The organism is Hydrogenibacillus sp. N12 (assembly GCF_019645935.1).
GTDB lineage: Bacteria > Bacillota > Bacilli > Thermicanales > DSM-22653 > Hydrogenibacillus > Hydrogenibacillus schlegelii.
In genome coordinates this window covers 347,682-372,089 of the sequence record NZ_CP080953.1, presented here as the reverse complement: position 1 = coordinate 372,089, position 24,408 = coordinate 347,682, and the positions used below count along the sequence as shown (strand labels likewise).

At 70.2% G+C, this 24,408-nt stretch carries 17 protein-coding genes and 1 pseudogene; 3 read left to right on the top strand and 15 right to left on the bottom strand.

Features of this window, described 5'->3' with window-relative positions; all coding sequences use genetic code 11:
* Nucleotides 1-89 precede the first annotated feature (89 nt).
* Complete coding sequence (locus K2M58_RS01695; protein WP_220678021.1) at nt 90-1,397, top strand: MGDG synthase family glycosyltransferase; 1,308 nt, start codon at nt 90-92, stop codon at nt 1,395-1,397.
* 171 nt (nt 1,398-1,568) lie between these two features.
* On the opposite strand, the gene K2M58_RS01690 is transcribed toward K2M58_RS01695, so the two are convergent.
* Nucleotides 1,569-3,368, bottom strand: a complete 1,800-nt coding sequence (locus K2M58_RS01690; RefSeq protein ID WP_220678020.1) for an adenine deaminase C-terminal domain-containing protein — start codon at nt 3,366-3,368, stop codon at nt 1,569-1,571.
* Nucleotides 3,369-3,526: 158 nt separating this feature from the next.
* Here K2M58_RS01690 and rocD point away from each other — a divergent pair, with 158 nt between their 5' ends.
* Entirely contained in the window at nt 3,527-4,720 is a 1,194-nt protein-coding gene (rocD, locus tag K2M58_RS01685; protein WP_220678019.1) for an ornithine--oxo-acid transaminase, read from the top strand.
* Between the two features lie 161 nt (nt 4,721-4,881).
* On the opposite strand, the gene fetB is transcribed toward rocD, so the two are convergent.
* From fetB to K2M58_RS01625, 13 genes and pseudogenes are all read right to left on the bottom strand, one after another.
* Nucleotides 4,882-5,643, bottom strand: coding sequence for an ABC transporter permease (gene fetB / locus K2M58_RS01680; RefSeq protein ID WP_220678018.1), 762 nt, complete (start codon nt 5,641-5,643; stop codon nt 4,882-4,884).
* 51 nt (nt 5,644-5,694) lie between these two features.
* Nucleotides 5,695-6,447, bottom strand: coding sequence for an ABC transporter ATP-binding protein (locus tag K2M58_RS01675; RefSeq protein WP_220678017.1), 753 nt, complete (start codon nt 6,445-6,447; stop codon nt 5,695-5,697).
* Between the two features lie 337 nt (nt 6,448-6,784).
* Nucleotides 6,785-8,218 carry a phosphoribosylamine--glycine ligase gene (gene purD / locus K2M58_RS01670; RefSeq protein WP_220678016.1) on the bottom strand — a complete coding sequence of 478 codons (1,434 nt, stop codon included), beginning with the start codon at nt 8,216-8,218 and terminating at the stop codon, nt 6,785-6,787.
* A gap of 45 nt (nt 8,219-8,263) precedes the next feature.
* The gene (gene purH / locus K2M58_RS01665; protein ID WP_220678746.1) at nt 8,264-9,847 is read right to left on the bottom strand and encodes a bifunctional phosphoribosylaminoimidazolecarboxamide formyltransferase/IMP cyclohydrolase; all 1,584 of its coding nucleotides are present in this window, start codon (nt 9,845-9,847) and stop codon (nt 8,264-8,266) included.
* On the bottom strand, nt 9,844-10,533 hold the full coding sequence (gene purN, locus K2M58_RS01660; protein WP_220678015.1) for a phosphoribosylglycinamide formyltransferase: 690 nt from the start codon (nt 10,531-10,533) through the stop codon (nt 9,844-9,846). Before purN ends, purH begins: the two co-directional genes overlap by 4 nt.
* Before the next feature lie 182 nt (nt 10,534-10,715).
* Entirely contained in the window at nt 10,716-11,846 is a 1,131-nt protein-coding gene (purM, locus tag K2M58_RS01655) for a phosphoribosylformylglycinamidine cyclo-ligase (RefSeq protein WP_220678014.1), read from the bottom strand.
* A complete protein-coding gene (locus K2M58_RS01650; RefSeq protein WP_220678013.1) occupies nt 11,843-14,209 on the bottom strand; it encodes an AIR synthase-related protein in 2,367 nt (788 codons plus the stop codon). Before K2M58_RS01650 ends, purM begins: the two co-directional genes overlap by 4 nt.
* 91 nt (nt 14,210-14,300) lie before the next feature.
* Nucleotides 14,301-15,062: a phosphoribosylaminoimidazolesuccinocarboxamide synthase gene (gene purC, locus K2M58_RS12510; RefSeq protein ID WP_252393568.1), complete on the bottom strand. Its 762-nt coding sequence runs from the start codon at nt 15,060-15,062 to the stop codon at nt 14,301-14,303.
* 108 nt (nt 15,063-15,170) lie between these two features.
* Nucleotides 15,171-16,460, bottom strand: a pseudogene (purB, locus tag K2M58_RS12505) (adenylosuccinate lyase); the annotation flags it as partial.
* Nucleotides 16,461-16,973: 513 nt separating this feature from the next.
* Nucleotides 16,974-18,137: a 5-oxoprolinase subunit C family protein gene (locus tag K2M58_RS01640; RefSeq protein WP_220678011.1), complete on the bottom strand. Its 1,164-nt coding sequence runs from the start codon at nt 18,135-18,137 to the stop codon at nt 16,974-16,976.
* Between the two features lie 115 nt (nt 18,138-18,252).
* Nucleotides 18,253-19,014 (bottom strand): 5-oxoprolinase subunit PxpB, encoded by a 762-nt coding sequence (pxpB, locus tag K2M58_RS01635; RefSeq protein ID WP_220678010.1) that lies wholly within the window; start codon nt 19,012-19,014, stop codon nt 18,253-18,255.
* A 120-nt stretch (nt 19,015-19,134) separates the two neighbouring features.
* Complete coding sequence (locus tag K2M58_RS01630) at nt 19,135-20,202, bottom strand: 4a-hydroxytetrahydrobiopterin dehydratase (RefSeq protein ID WP_220678009.1); 1,068 nt, start codon at nt 20,200-20,202, stop codon at nt 19,135-19,137.
* 253 nt (nt 20,203-20,455) lie between these two features.
* Entirely contained in the window at nt 20,456-21,958 is a 1,503-nt protein-coding gene (locus K2M58_RS01625) for a hypothetical protein (protein WP_220678008.1), read from the bottom strand.
* 251 nt (nt 21,959-22,209) lie between these two features.
* On the opposite strand from K2M58_RS01625, the gene K2M58_RS01620 reads away from it, so the two are divergent.
* Nucleotides 22,210-22,626 carry a hypothetical protein gene (locus K2M58_RS01620; protein ID WP_066203248.1) on the top strand — a complete coding sequence of 139 codons (417 nt, stop codon included), beginning with the start codon at nt 22,210-22,212 and terminating at the stop codon, nt 22,624-22,626.
* A gap of 252 nt (nt 22,627-22,878) precedes the next feature.
* Here the strand turns inward: K2M58_RS01620 and phnD are convergent, their stop codons facing one another.
* Nucleotides 22,879-24,123, bottom strand: coding sequence for a phosphate/phosphite/phosphonate ABC transporter substrate-binding protein (gene phnD, locus K2M58_RS01615; RefSeq protein WP_220678007.1), 1,245 nt, complete (start codon nt 24,121-24,123; stop codon nt 22,879-22,881).
* Nucleotides 24,124-24,408: the final 285 nt, after the last annotated feature.

The following is a 24,408-nucleotide window of genomic DNA, read 5'->3' as shown; positions in this document are numbered from 1 at the left end:
TCTCGCTCCTCTCCCAGACCGAACGCGTCGGTCTTCGACATGGCGATGAACGTTCGGCTACAATGGAGGCAGAAAAGGAGGGAAAGGCCGTGGACGCCGCTTCCGGCTCCCCCATCCTCATCGTCACCGGCGGCTTCGGCGACGGCCACCGCCGCGCGGCGGAAGCCCTGGCCCTCGCCGTCCGCGATCTGGACGCCGGCCGTCCGGTGCACGTCGTCGACCTTTACGCCGCCCTTTCGCCGAAGCTTTATCCGCTCATGCTGCAGGGCTATCGGCTCACCTTAAGCCGCGCCCCGGAGCTCCTCGGAGGGACGTACCGGCTCACCGCCCGCCTTCGGGCGGGGCGGAATAAGCCCGCCGAAGTCTTCCCCGGCTTTTTTCGTTTTCCCCCGATTTCGCTTCGCCGCGGTCCGCTCATCCTCCTTCCGCGCCTCAGGGTTCCGCGGCCCGAATTTTCCTTCCCGGAGCGCCTCCGCCTCGGCCGGTCCGCCCCTCTCGGACGCCCGGCTCCCTTCCGCCCCCCGCGGGTCCTGGCGGGGCACGTCCTTCACCTGCTCGAGGCGATGCGCCCCGCCGCCGTGGCCATCACGGCTCCGGTTCCGGCCCTCTTCCTCGCCCGCGTCAAACGCCGGGCAGGCCTCGCCGTCCCGCTCGCCTATGTGGTGACGGACCTTCTGCCGCATCCGGCGGTCGCCGAACCCGAGATCGATCGCTTCCTGGTCGCCCACGGCCGCGCCCGGGCGCACCTTGCCGCGCTCGGCCTTCCCGAAGAGCGCATCCGCGTCACCGGCATCCCCATCCATCCGGCCTTTTCCGCCGCGGCCGAAGTCCGGAGGCGGCGCCTGCAAGGGGACGCCGACGCGGGAAAACCGCTCCGAATCGTCGTCGCCGGCGGCGGCTTTGGGATGGCCGAAGGGGCAAAGCGCCTGCTGGAACCCCTCGCCGACGGCGGGAGGACGCTTCCGCCCCTTCGCATCGCCGTGCTCGCCGGCCGGAACGTCGGACTCCGTAAAACGCTCGGCGATCTCCGCCTTCCGCCGCCCCACCGCCTCGCCGTCCTGCCGTACCTCTCTCCCCCCCAGGTCGCCGCCCTCTACGCCGCCGCCGACGGCCTCGTGACCAAGCCGGGGGGCCTCACCGTCGCCGAGGCGCTCACGGTCGGCGTCCCGCTTTTTCTCTTCGATCCCCTTCCCGGTCCGGAGGAAGAAAACGCGCGCTTCCTGCTGGATGAGGGGCTCGCCGCTTCCGGAGGGGCGGACGCCTTTTTCCGCTGGGTCGGTACGGTCGCCGACCCGACGACGCGGATGGCGCTGAGTCTCCGCCTTCGGTCGGCGCTCCCGCCGAACGCCGCCGAAGCGGCGGCCCGGGAAATCCTCCACCTCGCCGGGGCCCGGTAGAACCGCGCCGAGGCCCGGGGATCGCCTCGCCTCCGACGCCATCCCCCGAGGAGGCGCCCCGATGTCCGACGGCCTTAAGCGGGCTCGTCGCGCCCGCCCTCGGGCTCGCCGGGCTTTTTCCCGAAAGACCGGCCGGCGCCGCGGCCGGACCGGCCCCGCCCGATCCGCGGTTCAGGCGGTCCCGCCGGCCGCCGGCCCCGAAAGCCGCCGGACGGGAGAAAGGATCCGTCCGTCTTTCACCGAAAGGAGCCCCCGCTCGGTGAGGCGCACCCGGGGAAGATGCGTCGACGACAGGAAAAGGAGCATGTACAGCGGGTCCCGGTGGGGAAAGCCCGCCTTCCGCATCGCCCGGACGAACGCTTCCGTCCGCTCGATGAGCTCCGGCATGGCGAGGTCGCTCAGGCGGCCGAAGAGGGGGAGCGGCAAAAACCCCGCCTCCTCCGCCGCCCCGACGCCGATCCGCCAGACGATCCCCGGCCGTTCGACGACCGCCCGGTACGCCTCCAGGGCCCGATCCGGCGATGAGGCGAGGACGAGGACGTCGTCGCTCGCGGTAAACGTCGACGCGACGGCAAGGGATCCTTCCCCAAGGCCGCTCGTCACGGCGGCGGTGACCCACCGCCCGTCCCGGTCGACGAGCGCCGCGAGATGAAGCGTCCCGCCGAGCGCCGCCGGGTCGATCCGGTCCCCGCGCACCGGAAGCGGCCGTTCGGCGAGGACGGTGATCACGTCGCTGTGCAGGTGGACGATCGGCTGCGGCGCCCCCGGCGCCCCGGGGGGGAGAAAATCGTCCGGCCGAAGCGGCGCCGGCCGGACCTTCAGGCGCCGGGCTTCCGGCACAAGCCGCTCCCACGCCGGCTCCGGCAGCCGGAGTTCCGAGGCCGGCCGGCCTTCGACCCACGTCAAAAGGGGCGTCGGCTCCGACGGCGAGGCGAGGACGTTCACGTCGGCGAGCCGCCCCGGCGCGATCGCTCCGACCGCATCGTCGAGACGGTAATACTCGGCGACGTTCAGCGTCGCCCACCGGTACGCCCACGCCGGGGGCGCCCCCGCCTCGAGGGCGAGGGCGATCAGCCGGTCCAGGAAGCCGTCGGTCAAAGCCGGCGGCGTCGCCCCGTCGGTCGTGAGCATGAGGCGGGACCAGGCCGCCGGCACCTCCAGCGCCGCCCGGACGAGTTCCGGCAGATCCGGTCGGATCGACGAGTGGCGAAGGGGCGCAAAGTACCCGAGCCGGAGGCGCCGGAGGAGTTCCTCGCCGTCGATCGCCTCGTGATCCGCCGTGGCGCCGGCGAGGGCGAGGCGAAGAAGCGTCTCGTACGAGGCGCCCGGGGCGTGGCTTTCGATGCGTTTTTCCGCCTCGATAAACGGCGAAAGCCGCGCGAGCGCTTCTTCGTCGCCGGCGGCCAGCGGGACAAAATCGGTCAGTTCCCCCGCCTGAACGACGAAGGGATGGACGGCGAGGGCGGCGAGGTGCTCCGGCGCGTACCGGGCCGAAAGGCGCCCATCGTGTGCCTGCGGCGTCGTCCGGGCCCACCAGAGAAACTTCACCGGATGCGCCGAAAAGGCCGCCATGAGCCGCTCCCACGCCGGAAGGGGGAGAAGCTGAAAGAGCATCATGTTGTCCGCGATGAGCATCGTCGTCCCGCGGCCGAGGACGTAATCGGCCAGCGTCCACGGATGATACAGCTGAAACGGATGAGCGTGCGGTTCGATGTACCCCGGAACGAGCACCCGGTCCCGGACGTCGACGATGCGCGTCTCGGGTCCGACACGGGGCGCCTCCGGCCCGACGTAAGCGATCCGCCGGCCCAGGAAGGCGACCTCGGCCCGAAGCCATTCGCCGGTAAAAACGTTCAGCACCACGCCGCCGGAAAGCCACACGTCCGCCGGCGCCTCCCGCCGGGCCACCCGGATGAGCGCCGCCCGCTCCCGGACCGACGGCGGATGAAGCCGCTTCGGTCGCTTGATCATCGAAATCCTCCTTTTGCATGGTTCATTTCGACGCCGGCGGCCGACCTCCTGCCGGAGCGGTCGGGTTCATCCCGCGAAAAGACCGGCCACCCTTGAACCCGCCACCGCCGGACGATAGACTGTCCGTGAAGCGCCTGAAACGAAAGGAGAGCCTCCCCATGCGCCGCTCCGATTCCTTCATCGCCCGTGAACAGGCGGTCGGCGCCCGGAACTACGCGCCGCTCCCGGTCGTCCTCGCCCGGGCCGAAGGCGTCTGGGTCGAAGACGTCGACGGCCGGCGCTACCTCGATTTTCTGAGCGCCTACTCGGCGGTCAACCAGGGCCACCGCCACCCGAAGATCATCCGGGCGCTCAAGGAGCAGGCCGACCGGCTGACGCTCACGTCGCGGGCGTTTTACACCGACCGTCTCGCCCCCTGTCTGGAAAAAATCGCCCAGATCACCGGCAAACCCCGCGTCCTCCCGATGAACACCGGCGCCGAAGCCGTCGAGACGGCGATCAAGGCCGCCCGGCGCTGGGGCTATCGGAAGAAGGGCGTCCCGGACGGCGCCGCCGAAATCATTGTCGCTCACGGCAACTTCCACGGCCGGACGACGACGATCATTTCGTTTTCGTCGGAGCCGGCCTATCGGGACGGCTTCGGCCCTTTGACGCCGGGATTTAAGATCATCCCCTACGGCGACGTCGACGCCCTCCGGGCGGCGATCACGCCGAACACCGTCGCCTTCCTCGTCGAGCCGATCCAGGGCGAAGGCGGCGTCGTCGTCCCGCCGGACGGCTATCTCCGGGAGGCGTACGCCCTCACCCGGGCCCAGGGCGTACTCTTCATGGCCGACGAAATTCAGACCGGCCTCGGCCGCACCGGCCGGATGTTCGCCTGCGACTGGGAAGGCATCGTCCCGGACGTCTACATCCTCGGCAAAGCCTTGGGCGGCGGCGTCTACCCGGTCTCCGCCGTCGCCGCCGACGCCGACGTGCTCGACGTCTTCGACCCCGGCTCCCACGGCTCGACGTTCGGCGGCAACCCCCTCGCCTGCGCCGTCGCCCTCGCCGCCCTCGAAGTCATCGAAGAAGAACGGCTTCCGGAACGGGCGGCCGCCCTCGGCGAGCGCTTCCTCGCCGCCCTCAAAGCCATCCGTCACCCGGACATCGTCGACGTCCGCGGCCGGGGACTCCTCATCGGCATGGAGCTCCGGGTCCCGGCCCGCCCCTACGCCGAGCGGCTCCTGGAAAAAGGGCTCCTCGTCAAAGAAACCCGGGAGACGGTCCTTCGCTTCGCCCCGCCGCTTACGATCGACGACGCCGAGCTCGACTTCGCCCTCGACGCCATCCGGGACGTTTTTCGTTCCTAAAGCGATCCGGGCGATCCCGATACCGCCGGCAAACCCCGGACCGGAGGAGGAACCGGGACCGGTCGACGCCAAGGAATGGCCCGGGCGACCCCGAGACCTGGCCGGCGTAAAGCGGCCGGGCGCCGGCCGAAGCGGGGCACCGGCGGCCGCCTCCGTCCCGCCTACCGCCGGAGCTGATGGGCGGAGGTGAACACGAGCGGCACCGACAGGACGTACAGGGTGGCCGCCGTCACCGCCGCCCCCCCGGCGATGGCGTACATGATGAGGATCTGGTACCCGACCGCCGCAAGCGGCGAGGCTCCGGCAACGATCATCCCCGTCATCATGCCGGGAAGCTGGACGATCCCGACCGTCTTCAGCGTATCCAGGCTCGGCAGCATCGCCGCCCGCACCGCCTCTTGGGCGATCTCCCGGTACGCCTGCCGGCGGTCGGCGCCGAGCGAAAGCCAGAGGATCAGCACCTCTTCCCGTTCCCGCCGGCCCGCCAGCAGACGATCGTAAAACAGGCCGGCGACGATCATCGCATTGCCGATGATCATGCCGCTCATCGGCACGATCGTTTCCGGGCGGGCCGGAACGATCCGGAGGCCGAAAAAAAGCCCCATCGCCACCGCCTCCGCCAGCGTCAACGCGAGCGCAATGCGGAAGAAGGCGCCGGGGCGCCGCCCGGCCTTTTTCCAGGCGGTCCAGGCGGCGACGCCGAGCATCGCGCCGAGGGGGAAAAGAAGCCACGCGGGCGAGCGGGCGCGAAACAGCCAGGACAGCACCATTCCGGCGGCCATCAATTGAAGAAACGTCCGGACCGTGCCGACGGCGATCTCCCGCGTCAGATCCAGCCGGAGCCCGTAAGCGATCGCGCCGACGAGGAGCATAAACCCGAGACCGAACGCCGGCACGGCGAGCGCCTCTTTCCACTCCGGCACCTCGAGCCCTCCTTCCGGTCTTTGGCGGCCTGGGCCGGTGTTCCCCCGCGATTAGCGCCGGGCGCCTCCTTCCCCGGCGGCCGCCCCGCGGTTTTCGCCTTCGGCCCCGGCTTCATCCGCGCCTTCCGGGGGCGCGCCTTCCGGCGGGCGGGTCAGCCGTCCCCGCTCAAGCCACCACATCCGCGAAGCAAAACGACGGGCCAGCGCCCAGTCGTGGGTCACCCAGACGACGGTCCGCTCCCCTTCGCCCCGCGCCGAAAGTCCCGCAAACAGAGCCCGCAGGACCCCTTCGGCGCTCGGCGGATCGAGGCTCGCCGTCACCTCATCGAGGAGGAGCACCTCCGGCGTGAGCATGACCGCCCGGGCGAGGGCGACGCGGGCCAGCTCTCCTCCGGAAAGCTCGCGGGCGTCCCGATCGATGAGGTCGGCGCCTAAACCGAAGGCGGCCAGCATCTCCGCCACCGCTTCCCGCGGACACGGCAGGCGGTGGATCCGGCGGCCGAGACACACGTTGTCCGCCACCGTTCCCGAAACGGCCGTCGCCCGCTGCGGGACGAGGACCACCGACCGCCTAAGCTCCCGCGGGTCGTAGGCTTGAAGCGGCCGCCCGCGGAAGAAGATCGACCCGGCCGTCGGATCGAGCAGCCGGTTCAGCAAAAAAAGAAGCGTCGACTTCCCCGCCCCCGACGGACCGAGGACGGCGAGGCGCTCCCCCGATTCGATCGTCGCCGAAAGGCCGTCGATCCGCCGCCGGCCGTCCGCCTCGGCGACGACGACACCCTCCAGACGAAAAAGCGGCTCCATCGCCCCCCTCCTTTCTCTCGACCGACGGCCCCCGGCCGGCGGCTCGAGAGCGATCCGCTTCTTTCCCTGAAGCCCGAACCCCCGAACCGATGGAGAAACCATAAAGACGTCAGCGTCATTGTAGCGCAATCCAAAAAGCGCGGCCAGATCGCCTCGCCCGGCCGGCCCGCAGGCCGAAAGACGGCCCGCCGGCCGAAAGAGGCGCTCCGCCGCGCTTTTTTGCTGTTTTGCCACCGTTTTCTTTTGCCGCCGCTTTTTTCGGCCGACGCCGGCCGCCGCCCTCCCGGACCGGCGTCATCGATCGACCTTGTTTGCCCTTTGTGCCGCCGGGTCCGCCTCAGGGGGCTTCAGGACCGGCCCCATCTCCGGGGGCTTTCGCGCCCGGTTCGCCGACGTCCATCTCCGCCGCTTCTTTTTCGCCGATGTCCGTCCGGTAAAAGAGCCCGCTTTCCGCCGGAAGAAGCCGCCGAAGCGCGTCGTACGCCCGCGCTCGGGCCGCCGAAAGCGACGCGCCGCCGGCGACGAGGGCAAACACCCGGCCGCTTCCGGCGAAAAGCTTCCCCGCCCGGCGGAACGTCCCCGCGTGAAAGAGGACGAGCTCGTCCGGCGCCTCTTCAAGCGGCGCCCGATCGCCCGGCGCCCCTTCCTTCCGAAGCCGCGCCGGCGGATCCCCGTCCAGCGCCGGAAGCTCGATCGGCGGCCGGCTCTCCGTCGGGTATCCCTCCCGGGCGGCGACGACGGCCACCGCCGCCTGCGGCGCCTTTGCTCCGGCCGGCCGGCGAAGCGCCGGGTCGCTCGGGTCGAGGGTTCCGTCCGCGACGGCCGACAAAAGGGCCAGCCAGTCCAAAGGCGCTCCGACGACGAGGGCCTGCGTCTCCGGATCGCCGAAGCGAACGTTGAACTCCAGCACCTTCGGCCCCTCCGGGGTGAGCATGAGGCCGGCGTACAAAATCCCCCGGTATTCGAGGCCGCGCTCCTTCAGGCCGGCGAGGATCGGCCGGAAGACCTCCCGCTCGATCCGCCCGAGCCCCTCCGGCGTCACATCCGGCGGCGGAAGGATCGCCCCCATGCCGCCGGTGTTCGGCCCGGCGTCGCCGTCGTAGGCCCGCTTGTAGTCCCGGACCGGCGGGAAGAGGACGACCGCCTCGCCGGCGACGGCGCCCATCACCGACACCTCCCGCCCGGGGAGGAAGCGTTCGACGACGATCCGCGCCGCCGCGTCGCCGAAGCGCCGCTCGACGAAGAAGGCCGCGAGCGCCGCCTCCGCCTCCGCCTGGTCCCGGGCGATGAGGACCCCCTTCCCCTGCGCCAGCCCGTCCGCCTTGAGGACCACCGGAAAGCCGAATTCCGCCACCGCCCGCCGGGCCGCCGCCGCATCGTCGACGACGCGAAATTCCGCCGTCGGCACGCCGGTCGCCGCCATGAGCGCCTTGGCGAACGCCTTGCTCCCCTCCAGGCGGGCCGCCGCCCGTTCCGGGCCCACGACCTTGAGCCCCCGGGCCCGGAACCGGTCCGCCACCCCCGCCATGAGCGGCGCCTCCGGCCCGACGACGGCGAGGTCGATGGCCGCCTCTTTCGCCCAGGCGGCGAGGCCGTCCGCGTCCGTCGCCGAAAGGGGCACGTTGGTCCCGATCGCCTCCGTCCCGGCGTTGCCCGGGGCAAAAAAGAGCGCCACCGCCCGCCCGCTCCGTTCCGCCGAGCGCCGGATCGCCCAGCCGAGGGCGTGCTCCCGCCCGCCGCCGCCGATGATGAGCACCCGCATCGTCCGCATCGGCCGCCTCCTTTCGCCGTTTTGGCCGCCGCTTCGCCGCAAGCGTCAGTGTCGAAAATGCCGCACGCCGGTCACGACCATGGCCATCCCGGCCCGGTCGGCGGCGGCGATCACCTCGTCGTCCCGGATCGAGCCGCCGGGGTGGATGACCGCCGTCACGCCGGCCGCCGCCGCCACCTCGATCGAATCCGGCATCGGGAAGAAGGCGTCCGACGCCATCACCGCCCCCCGGGCCCGCTCGCCGGCCGCCTGAACGGCGATCTTCACCGCCCCGACGCGGCTCATCTGCCCGGCGCCGATGCCGACCGTCATCCCCTCCCGGGCGAGGACGATGGCGTTCGATTTGACGAAGCGGACGACCTCCCAGGCGAAACGAAGCGCCCGCCACTCCGCCTCCGTCGGCGCCCGGCGCGTCACCACCCGGAAGGCGGCCGGATCGTCGTCGCCCGCATCCGGCGTCTGCACGAGAAGCCCCCCGGACGTCGTCACCGCCTCCGGAACGAGGGCGCCGAACCGGTCGGGGGCCGTCCGGGAAAACGCCGCCGGCCGGACGCCGCCTTCCTCCGGCAGGGTGAGCACCCGGACGTTTTTCTTCGCCGCGAGAATGCGGAGCGCCTCCGGCTCCGCCGACGGCGCGACGATCACCTCGAGGAAAAGCCCCTTCAGGCGATCGGCCAGGGCCGCCGAAAGCGGCCGGTTCACCGCCACGATCCCGCCGAAGATCGACACCGGATCGGCCGCATAGGCCCGTTCGAACGCTTCCTCGACCGTCTCCCCGACGCCGGCGCCGCACGGGTTCATGTGCTTGACCGCCACCGCCGCCGGCGCCTCAAACCGCCGGACGAGGGCGAGGGCCGCCTGGGCGTCCTGGATGTTGTTGTACGAAAGCGCCTTTCCCTGGTGCTGCACGAACCGGACGAGCGCCTCCGGCCCCGCCAGGGGGTCCCGGTAGTACGCCGCCTCCTGGTGCGGATTTTCGCCGTAACGAAGCGCCGCGACCCGCTCGTACGCCGCCACCCAGACGTCCGGGAGCGCCTCGAGTCCGTAGGCGTGGGCCAGGGCCCGGGCGATTAAGGCGTCGTAAAAGGCCGTCCGGCGAAACGCCTTGACGGCAAACCGCCGCCGAAGCTCCGCCCACGCCGCCTCGTCCGCCTCCCCCTCGAGCGCCTCGATCACCGCCGGGTAATCGGCCGGATCGACGACGACGAGAACGTGGGCGTGGTTTTTCGCCGCCGCCCGGATGAGGGCGACCCCGCCGACGTCGATCTCCTCCACCCACGCCGCCAGATCGCGGGACCGTTCCAGCGCCTCCCGAAACGGGTAGAGGTTCACGACGACGAGCTGAAACGGCCGGATGCCGTGCCCCTCGAGTTCCGCCCGGTGGACCGGATCATCCGGCCGGGCGAGGATCGCCCCGTGCACCGCCGGATGGAGCGTCTTCACCCGCCCGCCGAGAAGCGGCGGATAGCCGGTGAGCGCCTCGACGTCCGTCGCGGGGATCCCCGCCGCCTGAAGGTGCGCCGCCGTCCCCGACGAGGCGACGAGCTCCACCCCCCGCCGGGAAAGCCGCTCCGCCAGCGCCAAAAGCCCCGTCCGATCCGACACGCTCAAAAACGCCCGCTGGATCATCCACCGCCCCACGCCGGTCCTCCCTCCCTCGTTTCGGTTAACCAGACGACCGTCCGGCCGACGACGCGATGGGGCTCGGCGACGAGCCGGTCGAGCGTCCGGGGATACAGCCGGTGTTCCAGTCGGTGCAGCCGCTCAAGAAGCGTCTCCGCCGCTTCCCCCGGCCGGATGCGGAGGGCGGCCTGGGCGACGATCGGCCCCGTGTCGATGCCCGCATCCACCAGGTGGATCGTGACGCCGGTGACGCGGACGCCGTAGTCGAGCGCCTGCCGGACGGCGTCTTTGCCCGGAAACGCCGGGAGAAGCGACGGATGGACGTTCACGATCCGGTTCGGATACGCCTCAAGAAGCGTCGGCCCGACGAGGCGCATGTATCCGGCGAGGGCGATCCACCGGACGCCGTGCGCCCGGAGGTGGGAAAGCACCGCCGCCTCGTACGCCCCTTTGTCCGGAAACGCCTTCGGCGAACGGGCCCAGATCGGAAGCCCGACCGCCCTCGCCCACGCGACGACCGGCGCCTCGGGCCGGTCGCTCACCAGCGTGACGACGCGAAAGCGGCACCGGTCCTGCGCCCGCCAGAGGGCCCGGGCGTTCGTTCCCTGTCCGGAAGCGAAGACGGCGACCGGCACCTTCTCCTCCGTCGACGGAAAGGCGGAAGACTCCTCCGTCGCCCCCTCCGAAACCATCCGATTGCCCCCTCTTTCTGATCCCTCCTCAGGCCGAGGGGGACGCCGCACACGCCGTCGCCTCGGCCCCTCACCGCGGTTGCCGACGCGCCCGGCGGGGCCCCTTGCCCGGCGGGCACGCCGGCCCCCCGATCTTCCCCCGCCGGACATCGTCTCGGGCCAAAAGCGCCCCTTACGCTCCTTCACGGGACAAACGCGACGCACCGCTCCCCCGAGACGACTTCCCCGACGACGAAAGCCCGGCCGCCGGCCCGGGCGATCGCCGCCTGCACCCGGTCGACCCCCTCCGGCGCCACGATGACGATCATCCCGAGGCCGATGTTGAACACGCCGGCCATCTCCGGCCACGCCATCGGCGGCGATCCCGGGAGCGGATGCGCCCGAAGCCAGTGGAACACCTCCGGCACCGGCCACGTCCCGAAGCGGACGACGGCCCGAAGCCCCGGCGGAAGCACCCGCGGCACGTTTTCGTAAAAGCCGCCGCCGGTGATGTGGGCCATCGCCTTCACCGCCGGATCCCGCCCGGCCTCCTTGAGCCACGGGACGTAAATCGCCGTCGGCCGAAGGAGCGCCTCGAGGAGCGTTCCTCCCTCGAACGGTGCCTCGAGGTTCGGCCGGTGCGCTTCCAGAATCCGCCGCACGAGCGAAAACCCGTTGGCGTGGATGCCGGTCGACGGCAGCCCCACGAGGATGTCGCCGGCCGCGACCGGCCGCCGCTTGCGCACCCCGTCTTCCAGCACGCCGACGGCAAAGCCGGCCACATCGTACGTCCCCTCGGCGTAGACGTCCGGCATCTCCGCCGTCTCGCCGCCGACGAGGGCGCACCCGGCCTCCCGACAGCCGTCCGCCATGCCCCGGACGAGCGCCTCGACCGTCTCGGGGACGATCCGCCCCATGGCGATGTAATCGAGGAAAAAGAGCGGCCGTCCCCCCTGGGCGACGATGTCGTTGACGTTCATCGCGACGACGTCGACGCCGATCCCCTCGTGACGGCCGGTGCGCGCCGCAAGGAGCGCCTTCGTCCCGGCGCCGTCCGCCGCCGCGACGAGGACCGGCTCCGCCTCGCCTCCGGCCGGGAGGCGATAGAGCGCCGCAAAGCCCCCGATCCCCGACAGCACCCGCCCGTCGTGCGTCCGGGCGGCCAGCGCCCGAATCCGCTCGACCGCCGCATACCCCCGCCGCACGTCGACGCCGGCCCGGCGATACGCCGCGGTGCCGGGCGCCTCCGGCTCCTCGGCCGAAAGCCCGTCGGCCGAAGGGGAGGACGGGATCCGGGCGTCTTCCGCGCCCGAGCGAGGGGCCTTTTCCGTCATCGCGCCGCCTCCTCTCTCCGGTCCGGACCGGTTCCATCGGGCCGTACGCGCTCCGCGGCCGTGGCGGGATCCTCGGCCGCGGTTTCATCGAACACGAATGCATCGACCGCCGAGGCGGCCTTCGCCCGAAGGGCCGAAAGCCGGATCCCGGCTTCCGCCGCCGGATCGTCCGCCGCCACGACCCGGGCCAGCACCGCCGCCCGACCGCCGGCCGCCTCGATGGTCGCCCGAAGGGCCGGGACGGCCTCCCCGGCGGCCACGACGACGGCCGCGCTGACATTCTCCGGCGCCAGGGGATCCGCCAGCCCGCCGGCCGGCGAACCGCCGACGAACGGCCCGCCGTCCTCCGCCGCAAAGACGAGCGCCCGCTCGGGAAGCGCCGCCTCCTCCGACCGCCCCCGCGCCCCCGCCGGAGCCGCCCGGCCCGACCGCTCTTCTTCGTCGAGAAGAAGGAGCAGAAGTTCGGCGGCCGCCTCGACCGGCCCCGCCCCTTCCACCGGCACGCCGGCCGTAAAGAGCCGCCGGAGCCGGGCCGCCCCCAGCGCTTCGATCCACGGACGAAGGGCCGCGGGAGCCGGCAGGCCGTCCGCCGCCCCGTCTCGCGGCGGACCGGCCGCGTCCGCCGGCGGCACGATCCAGACGAGGACGTCGCCCGGCGCAAGGGGAGGGGGGCCGGCGAGCGCCGCCTCCGGCGCATCGCCGACGAGACCGACGACCGGCGACGGCGGGATCGACCGGCCTGCCGTCGCGTTGTAGAGGCTCACGTTGCCGCTCACCACCGGAAGGGCGAGCGCCTCGGCCCCGGCGGCCAGACCTTCGATGGCCTCGACGAGATCCCGGGCCACCCGCGGATCCGCCGGATCGCCGAAGTTCAGGTTGTTCGTCACCCCGAGGGGCCGGGCACCCCGAAGCGCCAGCCGGAGGGCGCCCCGGACGACGAGCGCCGCCGTCCCCCGCCGGGCGTCCCGGGCGACGAGCGCCGGGTCGGCGACGACCGTATACAAAAGTCCGCCCGCCGGCCGGTCCGCCGCCTCGGCCGGGAGACGAACGGCGCCGACCGGCCCCCGGCCCGGACCGAACCACCGCCGGACGGCCGAACGGGCCGCCCGCTCCACGGCAGAGCCGAAGGACGCCGCCAGGGCAGCCGCCTCGCTCCCCGCAAGCCCCGCGCCGGGCGCCGGAGGTCCGTCCGCCGCCCCGGCCGATCCGGGCCCGTTCGCCGGCGGCCGGAGGACCGCGCCCGGGACCCGCGCCCGGAGGTCGTGAAGCGGCACGCCGTCGACGAGGAGGGCGACCGGAACGTCGGCGAGCACCCGGCCGCCGGCGACAAGGACGTACCGGCCGTCGGAGCGCACCTCACCGACGGCCGCCGCCGGCACGCCGTGGGACGCCAGAGCGGCGAGCACCGCCGGGACGTCTCCGCGCCGGACGGCGAAGAGCATCCGCTCCTGCGTTTCGGAAAGCATCATCGCCTCCGCCGCCTCCGGCGTGATCGCCTTCTCCCCCGCCGGCAAAAACGCCTCCGGCACCCGGTCGAGCCAGAGCGTCGCGCCGCGGCCGCCCTTCGCCGCCATCTCGGCGCTGGCGCTCAACAGCCCCGCCGCCCCCATATCCTGCACCGCCCGAACCCATCCGGCGGCGATGAGGGCGAGCGTCGCCCGGTAGAGCCGCTTCCCCGCCTCCGGATCGGCCTTCGGCACCCGCACCGCCGGCGCCGCCGCGCCGAACGCCGCCGAGGCGAACGCCGCCCCCCGAACGCCGTCCAAGTCCGTCGGCCGGCCGGCATAGACGAAGACGAGATCGTCTTCGCCGGCGGCGCTCCGGGCGAGACGGTCGACCGCGACCACGCCGACGGCGAGGACGTTGACGAGCGGGTTTTGGGCGTACGCCGGGTCGTCGACGGCCAGCACCGCGCCGACCGGGACGCCAAACGCCGCCGCGTACGCCTGAAGGCCCGCGATCACGCCGTCCAGCAGGCCCGACGCCTTCGCCGTCGCCCCGTCGGCGAAGATGGCGCCGGCCGCGCCGACGATCTCCGCCCCCATGCCGAACACGTCCCGCAAAATGCCGCCGAGTCCCGTCGCCGCCCCGTCGAACGGCGCGACGTACGACGGATGGTTGTGGCTTTCCAGCTTAAACACGACCGCCCGGCCGTCCCGCCAGGCGACCGCCCCGGCCCCTTCCCCCGGCCCGGCGACGACGCCCGGCCCGCGGGTCGGAAGCCGCTTTAAAAGCAGCTTCGTGTGCTTGTAGCTGCAGTGCTCCGACCAGAGCGCTTCAAACAGCGCCAGCTCAAGCGCATTGGGCGCCCGGCCGAGCCCGGCCTCGACGGCCTCAAGCTCCTCCGGCGTAAGCCCGCTCATCCGCCTCGCCCCTTTTGTCCGTCTCGTCCGACCGAAGCCGCCACCGAAGCGTTTTTCGTCCGCTTTCACATCGCGCCTCCGTCCCGGTGCCTCACGCGCCGCCTCCGTCGCCGTCCGCGAGGGCGGCGAGGCCAAACCGCTCGGCGACCGCCCGGTAGCCGTCGAGGACGTCGCCCAGGTCCCGGCGGAAGCGGTCTTTGTCGAGGATGTCCTTCGTCTCCCGGTCCCAAAAGCGGCACGTCTCCGGCGAAATCTCGTCGCCGAGGACGAGGGCCCCGCCGTCGTCCCGGCCGAACTCGAACTTGGCATCGACGAGGAGGAGCCCCGCCTCCGCCGCATGGGCCCGGAGGAGCTCGCCAATCCGGATCGCCTCGCGCCTGAGCGCATCCAGCGTCTCCGGCGCCAGAAGCCCCAGCGCCTCGATGTGCGCCTCCGTGAGGAGCGGATCGCCGAGATCGTCCCGCTTATAGTAAAACTCGACGATCGGTCGACCGAGGGGCGTCCCCTCGGGGAGGCCGAGGCGTTTGATCAGCGACCCGGCGACGACAAAGCGCACGACAACTTCCAGCGGCAGCATCACAAGCCGCCGCACGAGGTGCACCCGCGGCGCCGGCTGCCCGAGGAAGTGGGTCCGCACCCCGTGCCGGTTGAGATACGAAAGGAAGTAGCCGGAGATTGCCGCGACCAGGCGGCCTTTCCCCGGTCGGACGCCTTTTTTCGTCCCGTCGAATGCCGTCAGGTCGTCCCGGTACTCGAGCCAGAGCACCGCCGGATCGTTCGTCCCGTAGACGTCCTTCGCCTTCCCCCGGGCAAGAAGATCGCTCCGTTCGAGGGCCGCGCCCCACGCGCCCATCCCGTCCATCCCGCCATCCGCTCCTTTTACCGCCCTTTCGGCGCCTTCCGGCCTTTCGCCCTCCACCGCTTGCTCCGCCGGCGCCCCTCCCCGGTCCGCCGGCCTCCAAAGGCCGATCCGCCGGAAGATCGCCGGCACGTGCCGGAAATAGGCCGCCTCGTCGAGGGCCGCCCGGAGCCCGTCCGGCCCGAGGGCTTCCGCGATCGCCGCATCGGACCGGATGCGCTCGACAAACGATGGCCCTCCTTCCCACGCCGCCAGCGCGTGGGCCTGCACCCGATCGTACGCCGCCTCCCGGCTCCAGCCGGCGGCGACGAGGGCATTGAGCACGCGGCCGGAAAGGTAAAGCCCCCCCGTCCGCCGGAGGTTTTCCGCCATCCGCTCCGGCCGGACGACGAGCCGCCGGAGGATCGCTGTCAGCCGGTGCAGCAGAAAATCGAGGGCCGTCGTCGCGTCGGGGATCGCCACCCGCTCCACCGACGAATGGGAGATGTCCCGCTCGTGCCAGAGGGCGACGTCCTCCAGCGCCGGCAGGAGATACCCGCGGACGAGGCGGGCGAGGCCGGTGACGTTTTCCAGGCCGATCGGGTTTTTCTTGTGCGGCATGGCCGATGAGCCCTTCTGGCCGGGCGCGAAGCCTTCTTCGACCTCGCCCACCTCCGTCCGGGCAAGGTGCCGGAGCTCGACGGCGATCTTCTCCGCCGTCGCCGCGACGAGGGCGAGGAAGGCGACGTACTCGGCGTGCCGCTCCCGGGAAAGGGTCTGCAGCGCCACCGGCGCCCGGCCGAGGCCGAGCCGCCCGAGGACGTACGCCTCCACCTCCGGCGGCACCGACGCATACGTGCCGACGGCCCCGGAGAGCTTGCCGACGTGAATGCGGTCGGCCACCCCCCGAAACCGCTCGAGATGCCGGCGAATTTCTTCGCGAAAATACGCCATCTTGAGGCCGAACGTCGTCGGCTCGGCGTGAACGCCGTGGGTGCGGCCGATCATCGGCGTGTCCCGGTGGCGGAGGGCGAGTTCCGCCAGCGCATCGTGCAGCGCGACGAGATCGCGAAACAAAAGCTCGTTCGCCTCTTTGATCCGCACCGCCCAGGCCGTGTCGACGACGTCCGCCGACGTCAGGCCGTAGTGCACCCAGCGCCGCTCCGGACCGAGCGTCTCCGAAAGCTGCCGCGTAAAGGCGACGACGTCGTGGCGCGTCTCGGCCTCGAGTTCGGCGATGCGCCGGAGATCCACCTTGGCGTTTTCCCGGATTTTCACCGCGTCCTCCCGTGGAACGAGGCCGAGCATCGCCCACCCTTCCACGGCGAGCACCTCGATCTCCCGCCAGATTTCAAACTTGCGCGCTTCGCTCCAGATCGCGCCCATCTCCGGCCGCGTATAGCGCTCGATCAACCGGCAACCCTTCCTTCGTGTCCCGCGTCGGCAAACGAAACGGCATCTTTCGTCCCAAATCATAGACCGATATCCCATCGGCGGGATACCCGTCCGGTGGCTTCCTGCTGCATCGACGGGGGCTCACCGATCGCGGTCTCCCGCGTTCCGCCTGAGCGACCGTCTCCTGAGGCTGCTTTTCGCGGAACTCGCGGTCGGGCCGTTTACCCCGCGGCCAGGGACCGCGGCCAGGGCGAATCGCTTTATCCTCGCCGCCTTTTCGTCCCTCCCGCTCCCCGCGTTTCGGCCGAACGTTTTGCCGGATCCGGGCCGCCGCCTCCGGCAGGACGACGCCGGAGCGGGGCCGCCCGGCACCCCGCCGATCGGCGTTCGCGCCGCGTCGCCCGCTCCGGCTTCCCGCCGCCTCCGGCGGGTCGGAACTTCAGATTCGTAACGATAAGACGTTCCTAATGTAAAACGTTAAACGGTAACCGTACGTTGCGGATCTTATTTAACCATTTTGTTCGCCTGATTTCAAGCCGTCGTCGTCCCCCCGGCGGCCGCGTCCGCTCTGGCGAGACTCGCCGCCGGATCGAAGGCGTCCGGCCGAAGACCGGCCGCGGCGAGGGCCGCCGCCCAGCGCAGGGCGATCGCCGCCTCCAGCTGCCGGAGATGCCGCCGCCGCTCCATCCGCCACCGGAGGGCCGCCGGCCGGCCGACGGCGTAAAAGGCCACCCGGTCCCCGGGGCGAAGCTGGGCGAGAAGCGGCCGGTCGACGGCGATCACCGCGCCGATGCGGGGGTAGCCTCCGGTCGTCTGATGGTCCGAAAGAAGCACGATCGGCCCGCCGCCGGGGGGAAGCTGGACGACGCCGAAGTCGACCGCCGCCGAAAAAAGCTCCTCCCGGCGGGAAAGCGGAAGGGGCGGCCCCTTCAGCCGGGCGCCCATCCGGTTCGACGCCGGCGAAACGGTAAAGACTTCCCCCAAAAACGCCGCCTGCGCCGCCTCCGTCAGCCAGTCCCACTCCGGGCCGGGAAGAAAACGCAGCACCGTCACCGCATGCTCCGCCGGGAAAAACGCCGCCGCCGGCCGGGCCCGCCCCCAGGCCCGCAGGGCCGCCCGGGCCGCATCCGGCGGGAGGGCCGAAAGGCCGCCCCCGCCGAGGGGGAGCCGATCCCCGGCGACGAGCCGCCGGCCCTCCAACCCGCCGAAGCGGGCCGGAAGGTACGTGCTCCGGGAACTGAGCACCGGCGGGACGGCGATCCCGCCGGCGACGGCGACATACGCCCGGGCGCCCCCCAGGCGCCCGATCCGGAGCCGGCCTCCGGACGGAAGGAAAAACGGCCGCCCGAACGGAACCGCCTCGACGCGGCCGTCCGGAAAGACGGCCTCTGCCGGCCCCGGCGCCCCCATGAGGGCGACGAGACGGCCCTCGGTGAGACGAAGGGCGGGGCCGGCCAGCGTGATTTCCAGGGCGGCGGCGCCCGGCGGGTTGCCGACGAGGCGGTTGGCGATCCGAAGCGCCTCCGGGTCCATCGCGCCGGCCGGCGGCACCCCGCTCGCCCGGTAGCCGGGGCGGCCGAGATCCTGCACCGTCGTGAAAAAGCCGCCGTTTTCCACGATCAAGACGGCCGCCGACGCCTGCCGCGCCGGAACGGCCCCGGACGCCGCCTCCTCTTCGGCCTGTCGTCCACGCATCGCCCGACCCCCTTTCCTTCCGGTCGACGGATCTTTTCGGCCGATCTTTCCCGGCCGTCCGATTCGTCCCGGCCGACCGCCCGATCCGGTCTTTTTCCCTTTGCGACGGGCTCCGTCATTCGACGGGGACAAAGCGCACCCGATCGCCGATGCGAAGCCGCACCGGCGGGTCGGCCGCCGGGTCGAACATCCTGAGCGGCGTATGGCCGATGATCCACCAGCCGCCGGGGCTTTCGTACGGATAGATGCCCGTCTGCGCCCCGGCGATGCCGACCGCGCCGGCCGGCACGCGGGTCCGGGGCACCGAACGCCGCGGCACGCGAAGAGGCTCCGGCACCTCCCCGAGATACGGAAACCCCGGCATAAAGCCGATCATGTACACCGTGTAGATCGTCCCGCTGTGCAGCCGGACGATGTCTTCCCGGGAGAGGCCGGTGCGTTCGGCGAGCGCCTCGAGATCCTCCCCGTCGTAGCGCACCGGGATTTCCACCGGCTCCGCCGCGGGGCGGGGCGCCTCCCCGGAAGCGGCCGACGGCGGGGACCGATCCCCCCGGCCGTCCGGGGCCGGGTCCTCTCCGGCGTTCAGGCTCGCCTCGGCGAGCCGCCTCGCCGCCTCCGCCGGATCCGCCGCCTCCGCTCCGGAACCGTCCGAGGCTCCGCCGAGCGCCGCGACCACCGCCTCCGGATCGTAAAGGAGGCCGAGCGTCGTATATCCCGGAATGAGCTCCAGAAGGCCGGGAAACGGCCGGGCCAAAAGCCGGTCCCGAACGCGGACGATCGCTTCCGTCACCGCCGGCGACGGCCGGTCGGCGAACTCGAGCAAAAGCAACCCTTCCCCGAGCGGCACCCAGCGTTGGGGACGCTCCGGCACCGCCATCGCCCCCTCCTCCTTGTTCAGCGTCTGCCGGCCCGCCTCGCGCTGCGTTTGGCGGCCTCGCCCTTCGTTCGGCGGTCTCCTCTTTCGTCCGACGGCCTCGCGTCTCTCCCGGCGGCCGCCTCATCCGCCGCCCGGCGGCCGAACGGCAAAACCCGCCGCCTCGAGGGCCGCCCGCACCGCCCGGGCGTGGGCGACCGCCTCGGGGGTGTCGCCGTGGAGGCAGATCGAATCGACCGCCACCCGGACCGGCGTCCCCTCCGCCGACGGAAAAGCCTCTCCGGCCGCCAGATGAAGCGCCTGCGCCCGGATGCGGATCGGGTCCCGGTGCACCGCCCGGGGATCCCGCCGGGAAAGGAGGCGCCCGTCGGCGGTGTATGCCCGGTCCGCAAACCCCTCCCGCACGACGCGAAGCCCCGCCTCCCGGGCCGCCCGCTCGAGGGCGCTTCCGGCGAGGGCGTAAAGGAAAAGCCCCGCATCGAACTTCAGGACGCTCCGGACGATCGCCGCCGCCACCGCCGGATCGTCCGCCGCCCGGTTGTACAGGGCGCCGTGGGGCTTGACGTGGGCGAGGCGCCCCCCTTCGGCCCGGACGAGCGCCGCGAGGGCCCCGAGCTGGTAGAGGACGATCGCCTCGATCTCCGCCGGGGCGAGGTCCATCCACCGACGGCCGAAGCCGAACCGGTCCGGGAGCCCCGGATGCGCCCCGACCGCGACGCCGGCGGCGAGGGCCGCCCGCACCGTCCGCACCATCCCATCCGGATCGCCGGCGTGAAAGCCGCAGGCGACGTTGACCGACGAAAGGTGCGAAAGAAGCTCCAGCTCCAGCGCCGCCGCTTCTCCGGCGGCCTCCCCGACGTCGGCGTTGAGGTCGATCGCCCGCTCCGCCGGCCTCTCCTCCGGGACGAAGCGCCGGTACGCCGCATCGAACCGGTCCGCCAGGTCAAAATCGAGAGCCGTCAGCCCCCCCGCCTGCCAGCTCGAAAGCCGGAGCGTCACCGCCCGGTAATCGACGGCGATGAGGGGGTGGTGCCCCGCCGCCTCGGCGATCTCCCCCACCGCCTGGGCAAAGGCCATCGCCGCCGGAAAAGACGGAAAACGATACCGCCGGACGATCCACTTTTCGTCTTCCCGAACCCACTCCGGCCGCCGCCGAAGTTCCGCTTCGATCGCCGCCTCGTCGAGCCGCACGGTGAACGCCTCCTTTGCCGCTCCGATCGGTTCGTCGTCTTACCGGGAAATTTTTCCCGAAGTCCCGATGCCTGCCGAAGTCCCGATGCCTGACCTTGCCCTAGCCGACCCTAACGGCGGGGCGGGCGCAACGGAACCGGCCCGCCGTCCCGACCTCGAGAAAGAGACAAAAAAACCGCCGTCCGACCGAGCCGACGGCAGACGACGTCAAAAACGAACATCGCCCGACGGCCATCGCCTGCCCGCCGGCGCTTTACGGCCTTGACGTCGCCCGCCAGCGCAACCGAAGCCACTGCATAAGCTCCTTTTCCCGCCACCAGAGAGGGCCGTTTTCGAAAACGTACGAGACCGCCTCGCTTTCGGTGCCGAGGGCGATCCAGACCGGAGGCACCTTCGGCAGCGGGCGCAGATGGAGAAGAAAAGGAACGACGTGGCGGTTGACCTCCACCGCCCGATCCAAAAGCCGGCCGAGCTTCCGCGTGCGCCCCCGGCGTCCGTATTCGACCAAAACCGCCCCGTAAGCCCAAACAGCGCTCGCTTCTTCTCCATACCGCTTCAGCAGGCGGGCCGCTTCTTCGTACCGCCTTTCTTTGACGTAGAGGGTTAAAAGGGAATAGCGATTTCCCTGATGGTCGTCGAAGTTGAGCTCAAGAAGCGCCTCGTATTCCCGAATCGCCTCGTCCGTTCGCCCGAGGGCATCCAGCGCCGCCGCATGCCCCGCCCGAGCGCGCATGTACGGTCGTGCAGGGACATACGTCCACAGATGCCCGCGAAACGCTTCAATCGTCTCCGGCCCCAAATCGCGCTCGCCGGCCTCGATGCCCTTGGCAAAAAGCTCGAGCGCTTTTTCCGGCGTCGATGCCTGTTCTGCCAGGATGACATAGGCATCCGCCGCATCCGCATAGATCTTCAAGGCCTGCCGGGCCAGCCGCTTCTTCAGACGGGGGGAGTTCGCTTCCCAGGCATCGTAGAGGAGCATCTGCGCCTTGAAACGAGGATCGGGAGACTCCTGGCGCTCAAAAAAATCCGGATCGGCGTTTAACTTCCGGACGACCTCCTGGAGCCCTTCTTCGTCCTCAATGCCATGCGCCTCGAGATAAGCATGGAGCAGAAAAGAATACCGTTCGCCAATCTTGGCGTCGCTCGGAAACGGCGGCGCGACGATCGGCGCCGGGCCGCCACCATCGTATGCCTCAGCCGTCCATTCCGCCTCTTCTCCCTCGACGTCTGCGCGCCGACCGCCCGCTTTGCCCCACTCGTTTTCGTCCCGATCCTCTGCCTCGTCCCCCTCGAAATCGCCGCGCCCCCCATCATCGTCGTCCCCGTCTCCTTCCAGCCGCTCCCCAAGCGATTCCACGTCGTCCAGCACGTCGACGAAAAAATCGGCCAGCTCCTGGGCGCGCCGGGTGACGGACGATGGCGAAACGCCGTATCGCTGCGCCACCTCCTTCTGCGAGCGGGGAACTTCGTCAAAAAACTGAGACATCAAATACACCATGGCGGCGACGTCGACCGCCCGCTTTCGCGTCCGCGGTTTTGTCATGACGGCAAACAACGCCCAGAGCATCAAGGCCGTCAAAATCGCGGACTCCGGATACGCCGCCCGCAAAGCCGCTTCGATTTGCCGCGCCGTCTCCCGGTAACCTTCCGGAAGCTCCCGAATGACGTCTTCCACCTCGACCCGCAGTTTCCGAGTCTCGGCGTCGGACCAGGGGGCCGACCGGGAACGAAAGGGGAGAATTTTCCCGCTTTCCATCAGGATCCCACCCTTACGCCTTGATCCCCAACCTCCAACTTTAATTTTAACAAACCGGACGGGCGCCTCCAAAGCCGCGATCGTGGTGGAGGGAGTCTAGCGGACATAAAAATATCCCGCGCGCCCCCGTCAAACGCGCCAACGCTCAGTTACAATATGGTCGATCCCTGGTCGGGCTCCGACCGCTGCCGTTCGTTTCCAACCTCCCTCATTCTCGCGATCCCCATTCTCACGATAAAGGGTGGTCATCCGTGCGCCTCCCAAGCCGCATCCTTATCCGCGCGATCCATCTGTTCGAGTGGCTCCTTGCCGTCATCATCATCTTCGCCGTCCTCGGCGAAGGGGCGATGATGGTCACGGCCCTCGCCAACTACATCCTCACCTGGGAGCTCTCCGAACGCTTCCGCAGCTTCCTTTCCGACGCTCTCCTCTACCTCATCGGCCTCGAGATCGCCCTTCTCCTCCTCAAACGAGACTTCGTCCTCATCATCGACATCATGATCTTCACCATCGCCCGGAAGGTGATCATCCAGGACGTGGGCATGAGCGAAACGCTCATCGCCGTCATCGCCATCATGCTCCTCTACGGGCTTAAACTCTACGGCGCCGGACAAAAAATCCGCTGGCGCAAAATGCAGGTGGAGAGCGACGAGGCAAAGAACGCATAAGTTGGAGCCAGACGAAAGCCCGGCCAAAGGAAGGCCGGGCTCGATCTGTCGCTTCGCTCGAGAAGGGATTCATCGCGTCCGGAAGCATCTGCCGGGCGGTGGGGGCACGGCTCGATCCGACGACGACGGCCCGCCGAGGCCCACCCGTTCTTTCCGCCCTGCCGGCAGCATCCGTCCCCTTCGAGGGCCGCGATCGGAAGCGGATCGGGCGTCACGCCGCTTTCGGTTGCGGATTCGTCGCTTTGACTCGCTTTATGATTTTTTGAGCAGCCGGAACGTTCGCCGCACGATGTCGTACTCGCTGTCCTTCACGTCGGCAAAACCGTCGATGTTGTAGATCGCCTTGAGATCCTTTTTGCCGTCTTCCGTGAGCGCGAGAACTTTGAATGCTTCCTTCAGCTTTGCCTTCCAATAGGGCGAAAGATCGCTCCGGACGCTCATGACGTCGTTCGGGATCGGATCGCTTTTCGCGAGGATACGCGTCTTCTTTTTGACGTTCGGATCGGCTTTTTCGACGATGTCCCGGGCGTCGTCAAAGCTGAACGCCGCATCGACGTCGCCCCGAAGGAGCGCAAGAATCGTCTTGTCGTGGCCGCCGGCTTCGACAAGCGTGACGTCTTTTTCCGGATCCAGCCCCGCCTCGATTAACATCGCAAGGGGATAGGTGTACCCGGACGTCGACGCCGGATCGACGAAGGCGATCTTTTTCCCCTTGAGATCTTTTAGAGATTGAAACGGCGCGTCCTTGGCCACGACGATCTGCGAGCGATAGGTTTTGGAACCATTCCGAACGCTGGCGAGGAGGACGTCGGCGTAGCCTCGGTCGTGGGCCAGGACGTACGACTGCGGACCGAACATGCCGACGTCGACCTGCTTGGCCCCCATCGCCTCGATCGTCGCCGTATAATCGGTTCCCACGTAGACCTTGACCGGCAACTTCAGGTGGTTCTGCAGTTTCTCGGCAAACGGCTTCGCCTTGTCGGCCAGTGCCTGCGCTTCCTGCGACGGAATGAGGCCGACGACGATCTCCTTCTTCGGAAACGGTTCGGCTTTGTACGTGATGACGCTCGCCACCTTGGCCGTCGGTTCCCACGAGACGCTCCCGCCAAACGCCTCTGTCACCGCTTTGGCCGGGACCATGGTGCGGTCGTTTTGTATCTCCGGCGCCGCATCAAGGGGAACGCGCGTCGTCTTGTGGGCGCCCTTATACATCGTCGTGGAGCCGACCTGGAGCCAGAGAACGTCGCCTCCGCGGCTGAGTTTCACCTGCTTCGTCGCCGCGACCCACTCGCTCTTGTAACCGAGCTTGTCCGCGATAAACTTGACCGGCACCATCGTCCGGCCGTTTTTCAGGTACGGTTCCGCATCGACGGTGACGTCTTCCCCGTTGACGAGGAGCGTCACCCCGGCCGCCCGGGCCGTGTTGGCCCCCGCGAGTACGACCGTCGCCACCAAGAGGGCGCCGAACAGCAAAAGGGACCCGCGAGATGCGCGCATCGCACTCCCCCCTGAAAACTTTGACTTGAAATCTTCAAACGACCGCAACGCCGTTCGCTTCCGGCCGACCGAAAATGATCGTATCACGGAACCAACCGAATAGCCACTAATTTTGTAAAGACTTTGTTGATCCGATGTAAATCCTCCGTAAAGATTTGGTAAACGTTTGGGAAACGACGAGTTTCGCACCGCAGATCGGGGAAACCCGGACCGCACGCAAATGCCGCCGGCAGGGCCGGCGGCCTGGCATTCGCCGATGCGCGGTGAAGTGTGAGCGCCGTTCGG

Bases quoted from the DNA above. Each gene is read 5' to 3' on its own strand.
- purD (WP_220678016.1), bottom strand. From the start codon at position 8,218: ATGCGGACGATGCGGGTGCTCATCATCGGCGGCGGCGGGCGGGAGCAC.
- purN (WP_220678015.1), bottom strand. From the start codon at position 10,533: ATGGTTTCGGAGGGGGCGACGGAGGAGTCTTCCGCCTTTCCGTCGACG.
- purH (WP_220678746.1), bottom strand. From the start codon at position 9,847: ATGATCCAGCGGGCGTTTTTGAGCGTGTCGGATCGGACGGGGCTTTTG.
- purC (WP_252393568.1), bottom strand. From the start codon at position 15,062: ATGGGCGCGTGGGGCGCGGCCCTCGAACGGAGCGATCTTCTTGCCCGG.
- rocD (WP_220678019.1), top strand. From the start codon at position 3,527: ATGCGCCGCTCCGATTCCTTCATCGCCCGTGAACAGGCGGTCGGCGCC.
- purM (WP_220678014.1), bottom strand. From the start codon at position 11,846: ATGACGGAAAAGGCCCCTCGCTCGGGCGCGGAAGACGCCCGGATCCCG.
- K2M58_RS01675 (WP_220678017.1), bottom strand. From the start codon at position 6,447: ATGGAGCCGCTTTTTCGTCTGGAGGGTGTCGTCGTCGCCGAGGCGGAC.
- K2M58_RS01640 (WP_220678011.1), bottom strand. From the start codon at position 18,137: ATGCGTGGACGACAGGCCGAAGAGGAGGCGGCGTCCGGGGCCGTTCCG.
- K2M58_RS01650 (WP_220678013.1), bottom strand. From the start codon at position 14,209: ATGAGCGGGCTTACGCCGGAGGAGCTTGAGGCCGTCGAGGCCGGGCTC.
- pxpB (WP_220678010.1), bottom strand. From the start codon at position 19,014: ATGGCGGTGCCGGAGCGTCCCCAACGCTGGGTGCCGCTCGGGGAAGGG.
- K2M58_RS01625 (WP_220678008.1), bottom strand. From the start codon at position 21,958: ATGGAAAGCGGGAAAATTCTCCCCTTTCGTTCCCGGTCGGCCCCCTGG.
- phnD (WP_220678007.1), bottom strand. From the start codon at position 24,123: ATGCGCGCATCTCGCGGGTCCCTTTTGCTGTTCGGCGCCCTCTTGGTG.
- K2M58_RS01690 (WP_220678020.1), bottom strand. From the start codon at position 3,368: ATGATCAAGCGACCGAAGCGGCTTCATCCGCCGTCGGTCCGGGAGCGG.